Below are 19,069 nucleotides of genomic sequence, written 5' to 3' on the forward strand. Positions count from 1 at the left end.
GGCTATACCGTCAATTCATCGTCGGGATCGAGAACTCCGCGCCTTCCTTCACACCCGACGGCCAGCGCGAGGTGACGGTCTTGGTCTTGGTGTAGAAGCGGATCGAATCCGGGCCGTGCTGGTTGAGATCGCCGAAGCCGGACTTCTTCCAGCCACCAAACGTGTAATAGGCGATCGGCACCGGGATCGGCACGTTGATGCCGACCATGCCGACTTCGACCTTGGCGGCGAAATCGCGCGCGGCGTCGCCGTCGCGGGTGAAGATCGCGACGCCATTGCCGTAATCATGGTCCGACGGCAGCGCCAGCGCTTCCTTGTAATCATGCGCGCGCACCACCGACAGCACGGGGCCAAAGATCTCTTCCTTGTAGATCCGCATGTCCTTGGTGACGTTGTCGAACAGCGAACCGCCGAGATAGAATCCGTTCTCGTAGCCCTGCATCTTGAAACCACGGCCATCGACGGCGAGCGTCGCGCCTTCCTTGACGCCGATATCGATGTAGCTCTTCACCTTCTCGACCGCTTCGCGCGTCACCAGCGGGCCGTAATCGGCGGACGGATCGACCGAGGTGCCGATCTTGAGCGACTCCACGCGCGGGATCAGCTTTTCCATCAGACGGTCGGCGGCGGTCTTGCCGACCGGCACCACGACCGAGATCGCCATGCAGCGCTCGCCCGCCGAGCCGTAGCCGGCGCCGATCAGGGCATCGACGGCCTGGTCCATGTCGGCATCGGGCATGACGATGGCGTGGTTCTTGGCGCCGCCGAAACACTGGCACCGCTTGCCGGTCTGCGCGGCGCGCTCGTAGATGTATTGCGCAATCGGCGTCGAGCCGACAAAGCCGATCGCCTTGATATCGGGATCGTCCAGGATGGCGTCGACCGCTTCCTTGTCGCCGTTGACGACGTTGAGCACGCCGGGCGGAAGTCCCGCCTCGATCATCAGCGCCGCCAGCATCATCGGCACGCCGGGATCACGCTCGGAAGGCTTCAGGATGAACGCGTTGCCGCAGGCGATCGCGGGCGCGAATTTCCACATCGGGATCATCGCCGGGAAATTGAACGGCGTGATGCCGGCGACCACTCCCAATGGTTGCCGCATCGAATAGATGTCGATGCCGGGGCCGGCGCCCTCGGTGTATTCGCCCTTCATCAGATGCGGAATGCCGCAAGCAAATTCGGCGACTTCGAGTCCGCGCTGGATATCGCCCTTGGCGTCGGGAACGGTTTTGCCATGCTCACGCGCAAGGCAATCAGCGAGTTTGTCGTAATCACGCTGTACCAGTTCGACGAATTTCATCATCACGCGCGCGCGGCGCTGCGGGTTGGTGTTGGCCCACTCGACCTGGGCCGCCTTGGCGTTCTCGACGGCGGCGCGAACCTCGGCCTTGGAAGCCAGCGCCACCTTGGCCTGGACGTCGCCGGTCATCGGCTCGAAAACGTCGGCCGTCCGGCCCGAATTGCCCTTGACCTCTTTGCCGCCGATGAAATGTCCGATTGAACGCATGAATCTTCTCCCTAGACCCGGTTGGATCGCTTTGAGACCTTTTTGACCCGCATTTCCTAGGATACAAGTCTGATAAATTGCACCATAGATGTGCGGAAATGCTGGATCAAGGCGGCGGTACGATCGATTGGGATGACTTCCGTTTTCTGCTGGCGATTGCGCGCGGCGGAACGGTATCCGCTGCCGCAAAACAGCTTGGGGTCGATCATGCCACAGTGATCCGGCGTGTCGACCGGCTGGAACGGCATCTGTCCGCAAAACTGTTTGATCGGCGCAAAACCGGCTATTTGCTGACCGAGGCCGGCCAGCGCGTCGCCGACAGCGCGGAGGCGATGGAATCGACCATCGTCGCCAACCAGGAGGCGGTCGGCGGCTCGCGCGCGCATCTGACCGGTACGGTGCGGATCGGGGCGCCCGACGGCTTTGGCAGCCACTTCCTGGCCTCGCGCCTCGTAAAATTCGTCGAGCGCTACCCGGATCTCGACCTGCAGCTGGTCGCCACCGCGCGGCTGTTCAGCCTGTCCAAGCGCGAGGCCGACATTGCGATCAGCCTGACGATGCCGAAGGAAGGCCGGATCGTCGGGCGCAAGCTGCTCGACTACAGCCTCGGACTTTATGCCGCCCCCGCCTATCTCGACCGCGCGCCCGGGATTACCGGGCGCAGCGACCTCGCCGCGCATCGCTTCGTCGGTTACATCGAGGAACTGCTGTTCACGCCGGAACTGGATTATCTGCCGCAGGTTAGCCCAAGGATCTCCGCAAAATTCCGCAGCGCCAATCTGATCGCCCAGCTCAACGCCACCATCGCCGGCTTCGGCATCGCCGTGCTGCCGCATTTCATGGCGACGGCGCATCCGGAACTGCGTCCGGTGCTGCCAGGCGAAGTCACGATCTCGCGGACGTTCTGGCTGCTGATGCACGCCGACAGCAAGGACTTGGCGCGCATCCGGGCGGTCGCGGATTACATCTATGAGACGGTGGAAGGCGAACGCGCGCTGTTCAGCGGGCGGTGAAGCCACGTGTCGTCCCGGCGAAGGCCGGGACCCATAACCACCGGCCGCCATCGCCTGCCGAGATCGTTGTTAATTGCTTTCTTTTCCAACACGGCCGTCACGGAATATGGGTCCCGGCCTTCGCCGGGACGACGGTGGTGGCTCTAATTCGGCTTCGACTTCGCCGCGGCCTTCTTCGCGGCCGGTTTCGCCGCCGCGGCGCGGCCGACCACGGCCTCGCGGCCCGCAGCCAGGATTTCATCCGAAAACTCGCCATTGCCGGCGATCCGCGACAGCACCAGCGTGCCCATCATGGTCGCGAGCGCCGCGACGGCCTGCTTGCGCGCGACCTTGCGCGGGACGTCGAGAATCTGATCGGCCATCATGTCGATCATCGCTTCAAGCTTGGCCGCAAAAGCCTTCCGCGTCTTCGCGCTCTCACGCGCGATCTCGGCGCCCAGCGTCGGAATCGCGCAGCCATGGCCGGGATCGTCGCGATGAACAGGCGTCAGATAATTCTCGACGATGGTTGCGAGGCGCTTGTCCGGCGGGGTCTCGTCGGCGACCTTGCGCCAGCGCTCGGTCGAGCGGTCCATCGCATAGGCAAAGGCTTCGATCACCAGCGCCTCGCGGGAATCGAAATGGGCGTAGAAGCCGCCATGGGTCAGGCCGGCCTCCTTCATCAGGTCGGCGACGCCGATGCCATGGGCGCCCTTTTCGCGAAGCCGCACGGACGCCTTCTTCACGATCCGCGCGTGGGTTTCCTGCTTGTGCTCCTTGGAATAACGCATCGTAATCCCGTAACCATTAGATGTTTCCGGTCATATAATAGCAGTTGCGCGTAAAAATAGCTGCAACTATTTCGTTTTAGCCTCGCCGCCGATCATCGAGAAGGTGGCGGTCGCGTGCACTGCAAGATTGCCGGCGCCGTCGCGGACAAAGCCTTCGGTATAGCTGGTCTGGCGGCCGAGTTTTATGATCTTGCCTTCGGCCGAGATCTTGCCCGATTTGACCGAGAGCGGCCGCAAATAGGTCAGCTTGAGATCGAGCGTCACCGCGCCCTGCCCGGCCGGCAACATGGTCGAGATCGCGCAGCCCATGGCGGTGTCGAGCAGGGCCGCCGCGGTCGCGCCGTGCAACAGACCGATGGTATTTTCCAGGCTTTCGTGCGGTTCGAGTTCCATCACGATCCGCCCCGGTTCGGCAGTACGAAGTCGGAAATCGATCAGGCGGGCCATCGGCGGTTCCGGCAGGATGCCGTCGCGGATCGCGCACATCGCCTCCATGCCCGTCAGTCCGGCGGCGGCCTTCGCGGCTGGCCCCGGCGCCTGCCAGTCGACCACGCGCTCCCGGCGCATGGCTGAAGAAAACAGGTCGGCGGTATCAATCGCGCTCATGGCGGCTCCATTTGAATGACGCTCGTCATATTACCTAAATAGGCCTCGCCGCGCAACGGTCCCTCGCCTGCCCTTGACAATTCAGCGCATTGTCCGGGAAGTGGCGCGAACCGTGCCGCTGAACCCAAAACCAAAACCAATCAGAGAAAATCAGATGGAAATGCTCAATCCCCATTGCGGTATCGACCGCGATTCCCGCGGCGTGGTGCGGCTGTCGATCTGCAATGCCGGCTCGCTCAACATCCTGAGTTCGGCCGTCACCAACGGCGTGCGCGAGGGCTTTGAGAAACTCGCCACCGATCGGACCATTCGCGTGGTGATCCTGGCCGGCCAGAGCGAGAAGAGCATGATCGGCGGCGCCGACATCAAGGAAATGGCAAAACTCGACCAGAAATCCGCCGAAGCCTTCATCACGCGGCTCCGCGACCTCTGCGAAGCCGTGCGCCAATTCCCGGCGCCCGTGATCGCGCGGCTGCCCGGCTGGTGCCTTGGCGGCGGACTGGAAGTCGCGGCTGCCTGCGATTTCCGGATTGCCGCGCACGACGCCCATTTCGGCATGCCCGAGGTCAAGGTCGGCATTCCCTCGGTGATCCACGCCGCGCTGTTGCCGCGCCTGATCGGCTGGGGCCGCGCCCGCTGGCTTGTCATGACGGCCGAAAACATCGACGCGCCGACGGCGCTGGCGTGGGGGCTGGTCGACAAAGTCGCGCCGGCCGGCGGCCTCGATGACGCGGTCGAGCACACGGTCAAGGCGCTGCTCGAATGCGGCCCCGAGGCGCTGCGCTCGCAGAAGGCGCTGCTGCGGCAATGGGAAGAACTGCCGCTCAAGGAGTCCGTCAATCTTAGCGTCGGCGTGTTCGGGCAATCCTTCCTGACCGGAGAGCCGCAGCGGATGATGCAGGGCTTTCTCGACCGCAAGCGATAGAAGCAGCGACGCGAAGCGCTGTTTCTATCGGCTGGCGCTGGCGCCCGGCCACAACCCCGGCGACGTCACTGTCTTCCGGAACGCGGCCTGCCGATTATGGACATTCGCCATCCTGGATTGCATGGTTGGCAATCGCATGCCGCAGGAGAAGAAAGAAGAAATGGAAAGGTCGTTCGACGCAATCGTACTCGGTTTGGGAGCAATGGGTTCCGCCGCGACTTACCAGCTGGCCAGTCGAGGCGCCTCGGTTCTCGGGATTGATCAGCTCAAGCCGCCTCATGAGTTGGGTTCGACGCACGGCGATACCCGAATTACGCGCATCGCCTGCGGCGAGGGTCCCGAGTACTCGCCATTTGCCAAGCGGTCGCACGAGATATGGCGCGACATCGAGAGCCGGACCGGTCGGGATCTTTTGACGCAAAATGGACTGCTGGTGATCTCCGGCAAGGGTCAGCGTGCCGCCGGACACGAAAATCCGGAATTCCTTAGGACCACGGTGGCAGCGGCCGACCAGGCCAAGATCCGCTACGAAATTCTGGATGGCAAAACGATCAGGGAGCGTTTTCCCGTCTTCAATGTCAACGACGACGACGAAGCCTATTTCGACAAGGTCAGCGGCTTTGTGCGACCTGAATCATGCGTGGAGGCACAGCTTCAGCTCGCGGCAACCTCGGGCGCCATGCTGCGCTTTTACGAGAAGGTGCTGAAATTCGAACCCGATGGCGACGGCGTGCAGGTGACGACAGGCGTCAGCACCTATCGCGCCAAGAAACTCATCATCACCGCCGGCCCATGGATCAACCAGGTGTTAGGCCTGGATCGACAATTCAGCATAACACGGCAGGTGCTTTATTGGTTTGGCCTGAAAAACCAGCACCAATACCCGGAATTTCTTCCAGAGCGACTTCCGGTATACATCTGGCAACTTCCGGCACCCCAGAGCATCTACGGCTTTCCATTGATTGGCCACCCCGAACAGGGGGTAAAGATCGCCACCGAGCAGTATGTCGATGCGACGACGCCCGACACGGTTCGCCGGAGCGTTTTTCCAGACGAGATCACCAGGATGTTCAGAACCTATGTCGGGCCGTTCTTCCCTGGCCTCGACGAGACGTGCGTGAAGACGAAGGTGTGCCTTTACACCTGCGTGAAGAACGCCCGGTTTATCATCGATCGTCACCCCGATATGAAGAACGTCATCATAGCGTCGCCGTGCTCGGGGCACGGGTTCAAACATTCCGCCGCTGTCGGAGAAACCCTTGCGCAGATGGCGCTTGGCCAATCACATCTGGACGTAAGCAAGTTCTCGTTTTCAGGCGTTATCTGAGATCCCGGCGCGCCGCCGCAAAAAGGCGGCCGCCGACGCTTCAGCGGCCTTCGAACTTCGGCTCGCGCTTCTCCATGAAGGCCTTGATGCCTTCCTGCATGTCCTGCGTCTTGAACAGCGGCAGGAGCTGCAGGTAGACGTGGTGCACGTGGTCCGGGAACGTCTCGTTCAGTCCCATCCGCATCATCCGCTTGGCGGCCTGCACCGCCAAAGGCGCATTGGCCGCAATCTCCCGCGCCACCGCACGCGCCCGTCCCATCAAATCCGCATCCGGAACCACCTCGTTGGCGAGCCCCCATTCGAGGCATTCGCGCGCGCTGAGCGTGCGCCCGGTAAAGATCAATTCGGAGGCCTTGGCCCAACCAATCATGCGCGGCAGGAACCAGGTGCCGCCGGACTCCGGTACCACCCCGCGCTTGACGAACGCGGCGGCCAATTTCGCCGATTCCGCCATGATGCGGATATCGCAACCGAGCGCGGTATCCATGCCGTAGCCCGCCGCGCCGCCGTTGACCGCGCAGATCGTCGGCTTGTCCATCGCCTGCATCACCGTCGGCGGCGTGTTGCGCAGGTCGAGCGAGGTGCTCGAGGAAGCCGAGCTGAGCCCATCCCCGCTGCGCTCCTTGCGCAAATCCAACCCCGCGCAAAAGGCGCGTCCATTGCCGGTCAGGATCACGCAGCGCACGGCCTTGTCTTCATTGGCCCTGATCAGGAGGCGCGTCAGGTCGTTCAGCATCGGCCCGGAGATGGTGTTCATGCGCTCAGGCGCATTGAGCGTGATGACCGCAATGCCCTCGTCGACCTCGTAGAGAACTTCGTTGGATTCGGACTGCTCGCTGCGGACGGGTTGATTCATCGTACGGCCTTCTTTCAATCGTGAAGGTTGTTCGCGTTCGACACATGCTGCCTTGCCATCCCGCGTCTTTCAAGCTGTAGTCGACGTGAACAAGGAACCGGATGAACAAAGCGGGAAACGCATGAGACCTGCCGGCAAGGGGCCGCTGGATTCGCTCTATTTCAACTATCCGATTTTTCCGGCGCGGCGCGTGCCCGAACTGGATGGCGTGGCCGTTCGCCATCCCGTTGCGATCGTCGGCGCCGGCCCGATCGGCATGACGGCCGCTTTGGTGCTGGCGCGATACGGCATCCGCAGCGTGCTGATCGATCGCAAGGACACTTTTAATGACGGCAGCCGGGCGCTCTGCATCGCGCGGCCGAGCATGCATATCCTGGAGCGGATCGGCGCGGTGGCGCCCTTCCTCCAGAAATCACTGGGATGGCGCTACGGCCGCAGCTACTACCGCGGCGAACAAATCTTCCGGCTCGAGATGCCGCATCCGCCGAATGAAAAATATCTGCCGATGTACAATCTGCAGCAGCAGTACATCGAGCAATATCTGCATGACGCGGTCGCGGCCTGCGACCTCATCGACATGCGCTGGCAGAGCGAGCTTTCCGAGATCAAGCCGGACGCGGATGGCATTTCGATCGGTATCACCTCGCCCGTCGGCAACTACCGCCTCGATGCCGGGTATGTGCTGGCCGCCGACGGCGCGCGTTCGCCGATCCGCTCCCAGCTTGGGCTGCGGATGAAGGGCGACAATTACGAAGGCCGCTACGTGATTGCTGATATCCGCATGGATCACGATTTTCCGACCGAACGCCGCGCCTTCTTCGAACCGAGCGGCAATCCCGGCGGCACGGTGCTGATCCACAAGCAGCCGGAAAGGATCTGGCGCGTCGACTACCAGCTTCGCGAAGGCGAAAGCGAACAGGAAGCGATGCGCGAGGACAACATCCGCGCGCGCGTCGGCGCCATCCTTGGTGACATCGGCCACGACCGACCGTGGGAGCTGGAATGGTGGAGCGTCTATTCCGCCAACACGCTCTGCCTCGACGACTACCGGCACGGCCGGGTGTTCTTCATCGGCGACGCCGCGCATATCGTGCCGATTTTTGGCGTGCGCGGCCTCAACAACGGCCTCGCGGATTCCGAAAATCTCGGCTGGAAGCTGGCGCTCGTCCTCAACGGCGAGGCGGATGAAGCCCTGCTCGACAGCTATTCGCCGGAGCGCCGCGGCGCCACGCTCGATGTGTTCGCCAATGCCACCAAGAGCACGCGTTTCATGACGCCGCCGACCCGTGGCTGGCGGCTCGCGCGTGAGGCGGCGCTCTCGCTGAGCCTGAAACACGAATTTCCGCGCGGCCTCGCCAATCCCAGGCAGATGCAGCCCTACACCTATTCCGAGAGCCCGCTGACGCCCTATGCTGCCCGTGATGCCGATTTTGCCGGCGGCCCCGTCTGCGGCAGCGTTGCGCCGAACGCGAAGCTTCCCGACGGTAGTCATTTGCTGGATCAGGCCGGCATTGGCCTGACTGCCATCCTGTTCTGCCGGGGCGCGCCGTCCACCGACGACATCATGCTCCTCGACCGGCTTCGCAACACGGACAAGCGCCTTGCCGCACTCTTGATCGGAACCAGTCACGTCAGCGACGCCGACGGCGAGATTGCTCGCCTGTACGCGGCGGCTCCCGGCACGCTTTATCTGCTGCGTCCCGACCTGCATGTCGCCGGGCGATGGAAAACGATCGCCGCAAATGAGGTGCTGCGGACCGCCGCCTTGTGCCTCGGGAGGGCCAGAGCATGAGCACGATGCCATCAGCGGATTTCGAAACCGCCTATGAGACGCTCGCAACGGCCATCGATTCGGCCGGGCCCGAGCGCGAGGCGCTGTTCCTGACCCGGCTGGCGCTGGTGCTCGGCCATGAACTCGGTGACATCGCCGTGTTCCAGAATGCCATCAAGACAGCGCTCGACGGGCTGGAATAGCGCGACGCCGCTCCACACGTCCTGCCCCGATCAACGGATCAATTCATCTCATCCGAAGGCCAAGATTTTCTCATGGAATGATCCACTCATTTCCGTGAGATCATCCGTTGCAATTCTTGCAGCGCATCATATGATATTCATAATCTTATTATCTGAACATCCCTGGGAGTTCCGCCATGGCCGCCTCCGATCCCGTCGTCATCCTGTCCGCCGCCCGCACCCCGCTGGGCCGCTTCATGGGCGAGTTGTCGCCCTTCAGCGCCCACAAGCTCGGCTCGCATGTGATCGGCGCGGCGCTGGAACGCGCAAAACTGGCGCCGGAGCGGATCGACGAAGTGTTCATGGGCAACGTGCTGCCGGCCGGCCAGGGCCAGGCCCCGGCGCGTCAGGCCGCACGCGGCGCCAAGCTGCCGGATGCCACCGGCGCCACCACCATCAACAAGGTGTGCGGCTCCGGCATGAAGGCCACCATGCTGGCCCATGACATCATCAAGGCCGGCTCGGCCGAGATCGTGCTGTCGGGCGGCATGGAGAGCATGTCGAACGCGCCCTATCTGCTGAGCAAGGCGCGCGCGGGCTATCGCGGCGGCCATGACCGGATCATCGACCACATGATGATGGACGGGCTTGAGGACGCCTATGAGTCCGGCCGCTCGATGGGCGATTTCGGCGAGGCCACCGCGGAAGCCTATCAGTTCACCCGCGCCGATCAGGACGCTTACGCGATCGAGACGCTGACGCGCGCCCGCAAGGCGGTGGAAGGCGGCGCGTTCAAAGCCGAGATTGTGCCGATTACCGTCAGCGAGAAGACCGGTCCGCGCGTGATCGCCAATGACGAGCATCCGCTCAAGGTCGATCCCGCCAAGATCCCCGGGCTGAAAGCGGCATTCCGCGCCAACGGCACGATTACGCCCGCCGCCTCCTCCGCCAATGCCGACGGCGCCGCAGCCCTGATCCTGGCGCGGCGCTCGCTCGCCGATCGCGAAGGCCTGCGGGCGTTCGCCGAGATCAAGGGCCACGCCACCCACAGCCAGGAGCCGCAATGCTTCACCACGGCGCCGATCCCGGCGATCCGGAAACTGCTCGACAAGGTCGGGTGGAGCGTCGGCGATGTCGATCTGTTCGAGATCAACGAGGCATTTGCGGTGGTGGCGATGGCGGCGCAGCGCGACCTCGGGATTCCCCGCGAGAAGCTGAACGTCAACGGCGGCGCCTGCGCGCTCGGTCATCCGATCGGCGCCACCGGCGCGCGCCTGATCGTCACGCTGCTGCACGCGCTGGAAGCGCAGAACCTGAAGCGCGGCGTCGCAGCGCTTTGCATCGGCGGCGGTGAAGCCACTGCGATCGCGGTCGAGCGCATCGTGCATTAGCGCGATGTCCGAAAACGAGGGAAGTTTAGCATTTATGTCACGAGGCGATTGTGGCAGGAGGTGCCGCACCGACACATCCTGCAAATCCTCCAATTGAATTTTTCAGAGGCTCAATGATTTCGAACTGGCTGTCCGCCGCCCTCGCCCGCCGCAACATCCATTATGCCTGGGCGATGGTCGGCGTGACCTTCTTAACCGCGCTGATCTCGGCCGGCACCGTCGGCGCGCCCGGCGTCTTCATCGTGCCGCTGCAGAAGGAATTCGGCTGGAGCGCCGCCGAGATCTCCTCGGCGCTGTCGATCCGCTTCATCCTGTTCGGGCTGATGGCGCCGTTCGCGGCGGCACTGCTGAACCGGTACGGGCTGCGCAACATGTCGCTGTTGTCGCTGCTGATCGTGGGCTCCGCGCTCATTGCATCGTTGTTCATGACGCAGGTCTGGCACCTGATGGTGCTGTGGGGCGTCGTGATCGGCCTCGGCACCGGCATGACCGCGCTGGTGCTGGGCGCCACGATTTCGGCACGCTGGTTCGTGGCGCGGCGCGGCCTCGTCGTCGGTATCCTCACCGCGAGCGTGGCGACAGGCCAGCTCGTCTTCCTGCCTCTATTGGCAACGCTGACGGAGCATTATGGCTGGCGGAACGCGCTGGCGCTGATCTGCGTGATGCTGGGGGTCGCGGCCTTTGCCGTGGCGATGATCATGCGCGACCGTCCGAGCGACCTTGGCCTCCGGCCCTACGGCGATGGGGGCACCGAGCCGATCGTAGCGCCGCCGCCGAGCAATGCACCGATCATGGCCGCGGCACTCGGCACCTTGCGCGACGCCTCGAAGACGAAAGTGTTCTGGATCCTGTTCGGTACCTTCTTCGTCTGCGGCGCCAGCACCAACGGCCTGATCCAGGTGCATCTGATTCCGATGTGCTTCGATTACGGCATCCCGCAGGTCCAGGCCGCGAGCCTGCTTGCCGCGATGGGCATCTTCGACTTCGTCGGCACCATCGTGTCCGGCTGGCTGTCGGACCGCTACGACAATCGCTGGCTGCTGTTCTGGTATTACGGCCTGCGCGGACTGTCGCTGCTGTTCTTGCCGTTTACGGATTTCTCGTTCTACGGCCTGTCGGTGTTTGCGATGTTCTACGGGCTGGACTGGATCGCCACCGTGCCGCCGACGGTGCGGCTAACCGCGCAACGGTTCGGCCCGGAACGCGCCAACCTGGTGTTCGGCTGGATTTTCGCCGGCCACCAATTGGGCGCCGGCATTGCCGCCTTCGGCGCGGGTCTGTCGCGGACGATCTATGCGACCTATGTGCCCGCCTTCTTCGTCGCCGGCGCGCTCTGCATCGTCGCGGCGCTGATCACGCTGGCTATCGCGAGGCCGGCACCGAAGCCGGCGGTGGCGGTGGCCGCGGCCTAGCTCAACTTAGTAAGTGATGGTGGTGCGAACACCCACCATCACCCCGTCCCTGATGCGCTTTGTCTGCGTCGCATCGTTCGGATCGGGCGCGCCGCCGCCGGGATGGGCGATGTACTGCACCACCGGCTGCAACAAAAAGCCTGGCCGCACTTCGTGCTGGTAGGTGATCTCCAGGATCGCCTCATAATTGCGGACCGGATATGGCGTGCCGGTAAATATCTGCATGTCACGGTCGAGCGCGCGGGCGCGATCGGAAATCCGCGCAAAGGTCCCTGCGATCCCGAACCTGTCGTTCGGGCGCTGCGCGCTGAAGCCTGTGAACAGAAAGCCGCCATCGATATAGGCACTGACGAGGTTGCGGTCCGACGGGCTCATCGAGGCGCGCATGAAGAAGGCGATGCCCTTGTCGGAGCCCGGCGCTGCGCGCATCAACAACTGCTCGTAGACCATGAACACGCCGGGATTTCGCCGCCGCCATGCGGTCTCGCCGTTGCTGTTGGGATCGGCCAGCGACAGGCCGTCGGCGGAGAACCGCTGATCGGGGAACGACTTCATGTGATACCAGCCGCCGCCGGTGATCGTCCCGGGCAGCCGGCTTTCACCAAGCTGAACCCTGTATTTGAGCTGCGCGATCCACCACGGCGGATCGCTGACGCGAAACAACAGCCCGTGCGGATTCTTGATCTGCGGGTCTTCCGGCCCTGGTGGAGCCGAGTCGCCGTTAAACAGCGCGAAGTACGCCGTGAGCCGGTCCGAGAGTTCGGCTTTCACCCTGATGCCCATCACCGAGAGTGGTGGCGACGGCCCGCCGCTCGGCAAATTGATGCCGGCATGGCCCGGCCAGCCCAGCGCCGAATTGACGAAGATGTCGTCATAGGAACTGTCGATGAATTCGATGTCGGACGCCTGCTGTCCGACACGGACGGCGAGCTTGCCGCCGAGCAGCTTCTGCTCGACCCAGAATTCGTAAAGCCGCGTGGCCGGCAACGCCTCGATGCCGCTCACTAGCATCAGATTGCCGATATAGCTGCGCGACAGCCCGTCGCCGTGGATCTGGAACATGTTGGCGTGGAAGCTGGCACCGGTCCAACCCGCCACCTTTTCCAAATCGATCGTGGTGCCCAAATCGAGACGGCCGGTGTAGATCGCCCCCGTCCGCATGCCGCCGGAAATATTGGCGAGCCCTTCCCCGATATAGACCAGGCTGAACTGATAGCCGGCATCGGCCAATAATTCCCGTGTGTCTTTTTTCGCTGCTGGAGTCGTGTCGGCATACGCGAGCGGTGCGAGCACAAGACAGGCCGCCGTCGCAAGCAAGGTAACGGCGCGGGAAAGAACGCTGTACATGGTATCGATACCGTCGCCGACTGCTTTATTTGAAGAAGCCTGAGCGGCGCATGGCGAGATAGGCCGCACCGGCGACGCCAACCATGATCGCCGCCGCCCACAAAAATCCGGTTTCGGTGTCGGTGAGCGGCAGGCCCTTGGTGTTCATGCCGAAGATACCTGTCACCAGTGTCGGCGGCAGCAGCATCGTCGTGACGATGGACAGCGTATGGAGGTGCCGGTTGCTTTCCTCCTCCATCTTGAAATGAATTTCTTCCTCCAGGAGGCGGCTGCGCTCGCGCAGTTCGACGATGTCGTGGTCGAGACCATCGAGCCGCTGCGCCAGTTTTCCGGCCTGAAGCCGCAGCGCCGGGCTGAGGTGTTCAACGCTCTTCTGCTCGAGCCGGTGGAACAGCACGCGCAAGCCCGCCAGCTGCCGGTGCAACCGCACGCAGGTTCGCCGCGACCGGCCGAGCGCTGCGCGCATTTCCGATCTTGTCTCGCCTGCGAGAATCCGTTCCTCGATATTGTCGATTGCGGTGCCGATCTTGTCGGCCATGCGGTCCATGGTATCGGCGACCTCGTCGACGATCTTCTCCAGCAATGCGGCGACGGTATCGACGCGATGACCACTCTCCAGCACGCGGCGGGTGGCATCGACGGCGCAAAGCGCCTGATGCCGGCCACTGATCAGGAGCCGTTCGGTCATCGCGAAGCGAAGAAATCCGGTTTCTTCGGTCGCGGTGTCGATGGCGCGAACGAGATCGGAGAACACCCCGTAGACGCAATGGTCCGAGATGTGGAGTTGCTGATAATTGTCTTTCGACAGCAACAGCTCGCGTGCCGGTAGGGGCACGTCCGCACCCGCCAGCCATGACCGCGCCCGCGCGTCAGTCAGATTGAAGTGCAGCCACAGCCGGCCATCATGGCTGAATTCGATCGGCACGTTGATCGGCAGCGGCTCGGCGCTGCCATCGCTGTGCAGACGAAACGCCCACACCAGTCCCGGGATCGCCGAAGCGGCATCGGCTATCGGCATGCCCACACCTATTGCAGGCTCGGCCAAAGTATCCATCGAAGACATCAGCAGCCCCCGCCAAACCCTGCGCAGCGGCCATAGGAGAACTCAGCCGCAGCGGCCCTCATGCATGCCAGGCGATTCAAGTGCGTTTTTGTTACAGTTTGATGTCACCGAAGAGAGCGCTCTCGCCGCCTACTCCGCGGCGAGACCGGTTACCGCCGCCTGGTCGGCTTCCTTGTTGTAGTCGTGAACCACGCGGCCGAACGGCAACGTCAGATCGGCGAGGAAATGATGGGCGCCGACCACCCGGCGCACCGGAAAATCCGCCACCGGCGCGTTGACGTGCGGCACCAGATGCAACCGCCCCGGCCCGATCCATGAGCCCTTGACGACGATGTCGGTGAGGTTGATCGCAACAAGCTGGCAGATTTCGAGCCGGCCATCGACGCCCGGGATCATCTTGAGATTGATCTGCGTCTTCGACAGCGTGGCGCGCGTGATTTCGCCGTTGCCGGCCATGCTTTCGTGCTTGTAGCCCATGGTGCCCATCGCCACGAGCTGACCGGCATATTCCAGCGTGCCGGTGAAGGTGTCCTTGACGATTTCGAGCTTGGGGTGGGCGTACTTCTTCGGAAAGCCCCAGATTTCGCGCCCCGCTGCGATTGGCGGATCGTCGTCGAGATACATCTGCGAGACGAAATTGACTTCCTCGCCATGCAGGCACGCCGGGATCACAAGCCCGGATTCGGTGTAGCTGCCGAACCCGGAACTGTCCGGCATCTTGATCCATTCATAGTGCACGATCGGCTGATCGACCGGCTCCAGCGGCTCGGGCAGGCCGGCGCGGATCAGTTCGGGATCGGTCTCATAGGTGATGACGAGAAATTCGCGGTTGACGAAACGATACGGACCGGCGGGATAGCTTGGCCCTGCGGCCGGCATCGACGGAAACTTGAGCAAGTCTTCCCTGCGCATTGCAATCCCCTGCTGAAAATCGTCCTGCCGATTGCTAGCGGCCGAAATTGACAGGGATGTGAGGGATTTCCTTCAGCGTCATGACCGCAAATTTCGATCTCCATTTTTCGAACACGCCAATGTTTCAGGCGCGGGCAAAAGCGCGAGGCGGCAAAAGCCGATCGTTGCATTTGTCATCATCGCGTCACCAGTGCGCGGAATTGTCGGGGCAGTTTTGGAGTAATGAATATGGACGCGCGAACCCCACATCTCGAACAGACCATTCATGCGCGCGGCTGGCGGCCGAAGCGCTGCGACCGCGTTGCGCTGGTGCTGCAGGGCGGCGGTGCGCTCGGCGCCTATCAGGCTGGCGTCTATCAGGCCCTGCACGAGGCCCATATCGAGCCGGACTGGGTCTGCGGCGTGTCGATCGGCGCGATCAATTCGGCGATCATCGCCGGCAACCCGCCCGAGCGCCGGCTCGAACGCCTGCAGATTTTCTGGGACCGCATCACCAGCCGCAAGATCTGGCACTACACGCCGGACGGCGACATCTATCGCAAGGCGCGGAATTTCGCGAGCTCGTTCATGACGACGACGCTGGGCCAGCCCGGCTTCTTCACGCCGCATATGACCAATCCGTGGCTCAGCGCCACCGGCGCTCGGACGGCGACGAGCTATTACGACACCGAGCCGCTGCGCCAGACGCTGCTCGAGCTCGTCGATTTCGACATGATCAACGACAAGCGAATCCGGTTTGCGGTCGGCGCGGTCAACGTGCTGTCAGGCAATTTCATCTATTTCGACAACGCCGACGACGAGATCATTCCCGAGCACATCATGGCGAGCGGCGCGCTGCCGCCTGCCCTGCCGATGGTCAAGGTCGGCACCGACCATTTCTGGGATGGCGGCATTGTCTCGAACACGCCGCTGCAGCATCTCCTGGACCAGGAAGACAGCCTCAATTCGCTGGTGTTCCAGGTCGACCTGTTCAGCGCGCGCGGAGCCTTGCCGCGCGACATCCAGGACGTGATGGCCCGGCACAAGGACATCATGTATTCCTCGCGCACGCGCCACAACACCGACGTCTACCGCAAGACGCACAACCTGAAAGCGCGTCTGCACAAGGCGCTGTCACGAATTCCCGACGATCAGCTGTCCGACGAAGAGCGTCAGATCAAGTCGAGCATCGGCAATCTGCCCGAGATCGCCATCCTGCAACTGATCTACCAGCAGAAGGCCTATGAGGGCGACGCCAAGGACCACGAATTCTCGGGCACCTCGATGCGCGAGCACTGGATGAGCGGCCACGAGGACACCAAGCGCACGCTCAAGCGCCGCGACTGGATCCGGATGCCCGACGAAGGCATGGGCATCGTGATCCATGATGTGCATCGGGAGAACGAGACGTAGGCGGCGTCTCACTCAGCCGTCATTGCGAGCGAAGCGAAGCAATCCATCGCGCCGCGGAGGAACCATGGATTGCTTCGTCCGCTTTGCTCCTCGCAATGACGAGAAACTACGGCCTGATCGCCATGTTCGTCGCCGGCCCCGTCGTGAGGACCCGTTCAGCCAGCCGCGCGAATTCGCACAGTAGCGAGCGCGTCTTGCGGGGATCGATCACTTCCTCGACCCAGAATTTTTCGGCCGAGCGGAACGGCGAGCGAAGCTTGTTGAGGCGGTCCTCGATCTCTTTCAGTTTCGCGGCCGGGTCTTCCGCGGCATCGATGTCGGCGCGATAGGCGGCTTCGATGCCTCCCTCGAGCGGCAGCGAGCCCCAATAGGCCGACGGCCAGGCGTAACGCATCGAATAGCGGTTGGCCGGCTGGTGCACGACGCCGGCGACACCAAATGCGTTGCGCACGATGATGGTGCACCAGGGCACGGTGCTCTGGTTGACGGCGGCCATCGCGCGCACGCCGTGACGGATGGTCGCCGACTTCTCGGCCTCGAGCCCGATCATGAAGCCCGGGCAATCCATCAGATAGACCACCGGCAGATGGAAGGTTTCGGCGAAGTCGACCCAGCGCACCACCTTCTGGCAGGCTTCCGCGGTCCACGATCCACCGTAGTGGAAGGGATCGCTTGCGAGCAGCAGCACCGCGCGGCCTTCGAGGCGCGCGAGGCCGGTGATGATCGGGCGGCCGAAATTGGCGTTGACCTCGAAAAACGAGCCCTTGTCGACGACAGCGTCGATGATCGGGCGCATCTTGTAGACCTGACGACGATTGCGCGGCACCGCCTTCATCAGTGCTTCCTCGGCGCGCTCCGGATCGTCGGTGCAGGGCGTGGCCGGCGGCAGTTCGTAGACCGATGACGGCAAATAGGACAGGAAGCGCCGGGCGCGCTCGAACGCCTCTTCCTCGGTATCGACGGCATCGTCCACACCGCCCGCGCGGGTCTGGATGTCGGCGCCGCCCAGTTCCTGTTTGGTCAGGTCCTGACCGAGACGCTTCACGACCGGCGGACCCGCGACGAACATCGCCGAATTCCTGGTCATGACAGAATAATGGCTCGCCGCCAGCCGCGCCGCGCCGAGGCCTGCAACCGAGCCGAGGCCGAGCGCCACCACCGGCACGCGCGCCATGTTCGCCGTCGTGAACCAGTACCAGCGCGTGCCGCCGACGCCGCCCGGCAGATTGGCGGCCCCTCGCGTCTCGATCGTCTTCACCGAGCCGCCGCCGCCCGAGCCTTCGATCACGCGGATGATCGGCAGCCGGAAATCATGCGCCATCTCTTCGGCCATCAACGGCTTGGCGGAGATCGAGGCGTCGGCCGAGCCTCCGCGCACGGTGAAATCGTCGCCAACGACGACCACCGAACGGCCTTCGACCTTGGCCCGGCCGAACACGCAGTTCGCGGGCGTCAGGTGCTTGAGTTCGCTGTTCTCGTCATATTCGGCGATGCCGGAGATGGCGCCGATTTCGTGGAAGGACTTCTGGTCAACGATCCTGTCGATGCGCTCCCGAACGGTGAGCCGGCCCTGGTCGTGCTGACGCTTGACCTTGTCAACGCCTCCCATCTCGCGCGCGAACGCTTCGCGCCGGGCGAGGTCGTCGAGTTCCGGCTTCCAGTTCATTCGTATCCTCCGCCTTGATGATTTTATTATTGTTATGCAATGACACCGGAAGCGCTTTTCTTTCCAGCCGGTTGGTGAAGATGTCGCCGTCGGCGCCTTCGAGCAGACCGCCGAGCGCAGCCCCCAGTTCGACCATCACCGGCGCCACGTCGCGGTGCACCCGCTTTTCATCGAACATCGCGGACAGCAGACCGATCGTCGCGACGACGTAGGTTTGGTATTGCGGCGACCACAGCGGCACGGCGCAACCGTTGATGTGCGGGCTCCAGGTGCCGCAGGCCACGACATAGCCGTGTTCGCGCAGATGACGGCGATTGTCCTCGATGCGCGACTTCAGCATCCGCGCGCTATCCGGCATCTCGCGCTCCATTTCCACGATCAGCGCATCGCCGACATCGTCGTCGAGCGCCGCGGTGTAGGCGTGCCCCGCCGCCGTGCTAGCCATCGCAATACGGCTACCGGTGGTCTCGTGCAGGCCGAGCGCATTCGCGGCGCGGGCGAACTCGAGATAGACCAGCTGAAAGCGATCGGGAATCACGAAGCCGACGGTGCCCGGCAATTGCTCGGCGACATCCTGCAACCGCAACCGGATCAGGTTGCGCAGCTGCAGTCCCTTCATCATCGAAGTGCTCATCGCTACCGCGCTCGGGCCGATGCGGTACTTCTGGTCGCGCGGCAGATAGACCAGCTGACCCATCCGCGTCAGCGTGTGCGTCAACCGCGACACGGTCGATCGCGGCAGGCCGCAGCGATTGGAAATTTCGAGATTGCCGAGTCGGGCTTCGTGACCCTCGAAGCAGCGCAGGACATCGAAGGCCCGCGACACCACCTGGATCACATCGCCCTCGCCCGCCAGATCGCTGGCGAGCATTCCCTGTTTGCTAAGCCGTTCCGAGCGTCTTCCCATATGTCGGCTCCATTCCGTCCTG

17 protein-coding genes are annotated in these 19,069 nt (G+C 63.2%); 8 read left to right on the forward strand and 9 right to left on the reverse strand.

Annotated elements, in window-relative coordinates; genetic code table 11:
- Positions 1-10: 10 nt before the first annotated feature.
- Positions 11-1,507, reverse strand: coding sequence for a CoA-acylating methylmalonate-semialdehyde dehydrogenase (locus tag JQ567_RS06010; RefSeq protein WP_212437957.1), 1,497 nt, complete (start codon positions 1,505-1,507; stop codon positions 11-13).
- A 98-nt stretch (positions 1,508-1,605) separates the two neighbouring features.
- On the opposite strand from JQ567_RS06010, the gene JQ567_RS06015 reads away from it, so the two are divergent.
- The gene (locus JQ567_RS06015) at positions 1,606-2,520 is read left to right on the forward strand and encodes a LysR family transcriptional regulator (protein ID WP_212437958.1); all 915 of its coding nucleotides are present in this window, start codon (positions 1,606-1,608) and stop codon (positions 2,518-2,520) included.
- Between the two features lie 143 nt (positions 2,521-2,663).
- Here JQ567_RS06015 and JQ567_RS06020 read toward each other — a convergent pair whose 3' ends face one another.
- Positions 2,664-3,290: a TetR/AcrR family transcriptional regulator gene (locus JQ567_RS06020; protein WP_212437959.1), complete on the reverse strand. Its 627-nt coding sequence runs from the start codon at positions 3,288-3,290 to the stop codon at positions 2,664-2,666.
- A gap of 66 nt (positions 3,291-3,356) precedes the next feature.
- The gene (locus tag JQ567_RS06025) at positions 3,357-3,896 is read right to left on the reverse strand and encodes a PaaI family thioesterase (RefSeq protein WP_212437960.1); all 540 of its coding nucleotides are present in this window, start codon (positions 3,894-3,896) and stop codon (positions 3,357-3,359) included.
- A 154-nt stretch (positions 3,897-4,050) separates the two neighbouring features.
- Between JQ567_RS06025 and JQ567_RS06030 the strand changes: the two genes are divergently transcribed.
- Positions 4,051-4,821 (forward strand): enoyl-CoA hydratase, encoded by a 771-nt coding sequence (locus tag JQ567_RS06030; RefSeq protein ID WP_212437961.1) that lies wholly within the window; start codon positions 4,051-4,053, stop codon positions 4,819-4,821.
- A gap of 136 nt (positions 4,822-4,957) precedes the next feature.
- Positions 4,958-6,148, forward strand: a complete 1,191-nt coding sequence (gene solA, locus JQ567_RS06035; protein WP_212437962.1) for an N-methyl-L-tryptophan oxidase — start codon at positions 4,958-4,960, stop codon at positions 6,146-6,148.
- Between the two features lie 40 nt (positions 6,149-6,188).
- On the opposite strand, the gene JQ567_RS06040 is transcribed toward solA, so the two are convergent.
- Positions 6,189-7,004 carry an enoyl-CoA hydratase/isomerase family protein gene (locus JQ567_RS06040; protein WP_212437963.1) on the reverse strand — a complete coding sequence of 272 codons (816 nt, stop codon included), beginning with the start codon at positions 7,002-7,004 and terminating at the stop codon, positions 6,189-6,191.
- Between the two features lie 121 nt (positions 7,005-7,125).
- On the opposite strand from JQ567_RS06040, the gene JQ567_RS06045 reads away from it, so the two are divergent.
- From JQ567_RS06045 to JQ567_RS06060, 4 genes are all read left to right on the forward strand, one after another.
- Positions 7,126-8,796 carry an FAD-dependent monooxygenase gene (locus tag JQ567_RS06045; RefSeq protein WP_212437964.1) on the forward strand — a complete coding sequence of 557 codons (1,671 nt, stop codon included), beginning with the start codon at positions 7,126-7,128 and terminating at the stop codon, positions 8,794-8,796.
- Complete coding sequence (locus JQ567_RS06050) at positions 8,793-8,978, forward strand: hypothetical protein (protein ID WP_212437965.1); 186 nt, start codon at positions 8,793-8,795, stop codon at positions 8,976-8,978. Before JQ567_RS06045 ends, JQ567_RS06050 begins: the two co-directional genes overlap by 4 nt.
- A 176-nt stretch (positions 8,979-9,154) precedes the next feature.
- Positions 9,155-10,348, forward strand: coding sequence for an acetyl-CoA C-acyltransferase (locus tag JQ567_RS06055; protein WP_212437966.1), 1,194 nt, complete (start codon positions 9,155-9,157; stop codon positions 10,346-10,348).
- A gap of 113 nt (positions 10,349-10,461) precedes the next feature.
- Positions 10,462-11,760: an MFS transporter gene (locus tag JQ567_RS06060; RefSeq protein ID WP_212437967.1), complete on the forward strand. Its 1,299-nt coding sequence runs from the start codon at positions 10,462-10,464 to the stop codon at positions 11,758-11,760.
- 6 nt (positions 11,761-11,766) lie between these two features.
- Here JQ567_RS06060 and JQ567_RS06065 read toward each other — a convergent pair whose 3' ends face one another.
- The 3 genes from JQ567_RS06065 to JQ567_RS06075 form a co-directional block, all read right to left on the reverse strand.
- On the reverse strand, positions 11,767-13,107 hold the full coding sequence (locus tag JQ567_RS06065; RefSeq protein WP_212437968.1) for a carbohydrate porin: 1,341 nt from the start codon (positions 13,105-13,107) through the stop codon (positions 11,767-11,769).
- A 25-nt stretch (positions 13,108-13,132) separates the two neighbouring features.
- Positions 13,133-14,152 (reverse strand): transporter, encoded by a 1,020-nt coding sequence (locus JQ567_RS06070; protein WP_212438127.1) that lies wholly within the window; start codon positions 14,150-14,152, stop codon positions 13,133-13,135.
- A 147-nt stretch (positions 14,153-14,299) separates the two neighbouring features.
- Complete coding sequence (locus tag JQ567_RS06075; protein WP_212437969.1) at positions 14,300-15,082, reverse strand: acetoacetate decarboxylase; 783 nt, start codon at positions 15,080-15,082, stop codon at positions 14,300-14,302.
- 228 nt (positions 15,083-15,310) lie between these two features.
- Here JQ567_RS06075 and JQ567_RS06080 point away from each other — a divergent pair, with 228 nt between their 5' ends.
- Positions 15,311-16,474 carry a patatin-like phospholipase family protein gene (locus JQ567_RS06080; protein ID WP_212437970.1) on the forward strand — a complete coding sequence of 388 codons (1,164 nt, stop codon included), beginning with the start codon at positions 15,311-15,313 and terminating at the stop codon, positions 16,472-16,474.
- A gap of 106 nt (positions 16,475-16,580) precedes the next feature.
- Here the strand turns inward: JQ567_RS06080 and JQ567_RS06085 are convergent, their stop codons facing one another.
- Positions 16,581-18,140 carry an acyl-CoA carboxylase subunit beta gene (locus JQ567_RS06085; protein ID WP_212437971.1) on the reverse strand — a complete coding sequence of 520 codons (1,560 nt, stop codon included), beginning with the start codon at positions 18,138-18,140 and terminating at the stop codon, positions 16,581-16,583.
- Positions 18,070-19,047 (reverse strand): IclR family transcriptional regulator, encoded by a 978-nt coding sequence (locus tag JQ567_RS06090; RefSeq protein ID WP_212437972.1) that lies wholly within the window; start codon positions 19,045-19,047, stop codon positions 18,070-18,072. The genes JQ567_RS06085 and JQ567_RS06090 overlap by 71 nt, the downstream gene beginning before the upstream one ends.
- Between the last annotated feature and the right edge of the window lie 22 nt (positions 19,048-19,069).

Source organism: Bradyrhizobium sp. AUGA SZCCT0431, assembly GCF_018131065.1.
Taxonomy (GTDB): Bacteria; Pseudomonadota; Alphaproteobacteria; order Rhizobiales; family Xanthobacteraceae; genus Bradyrhizobium.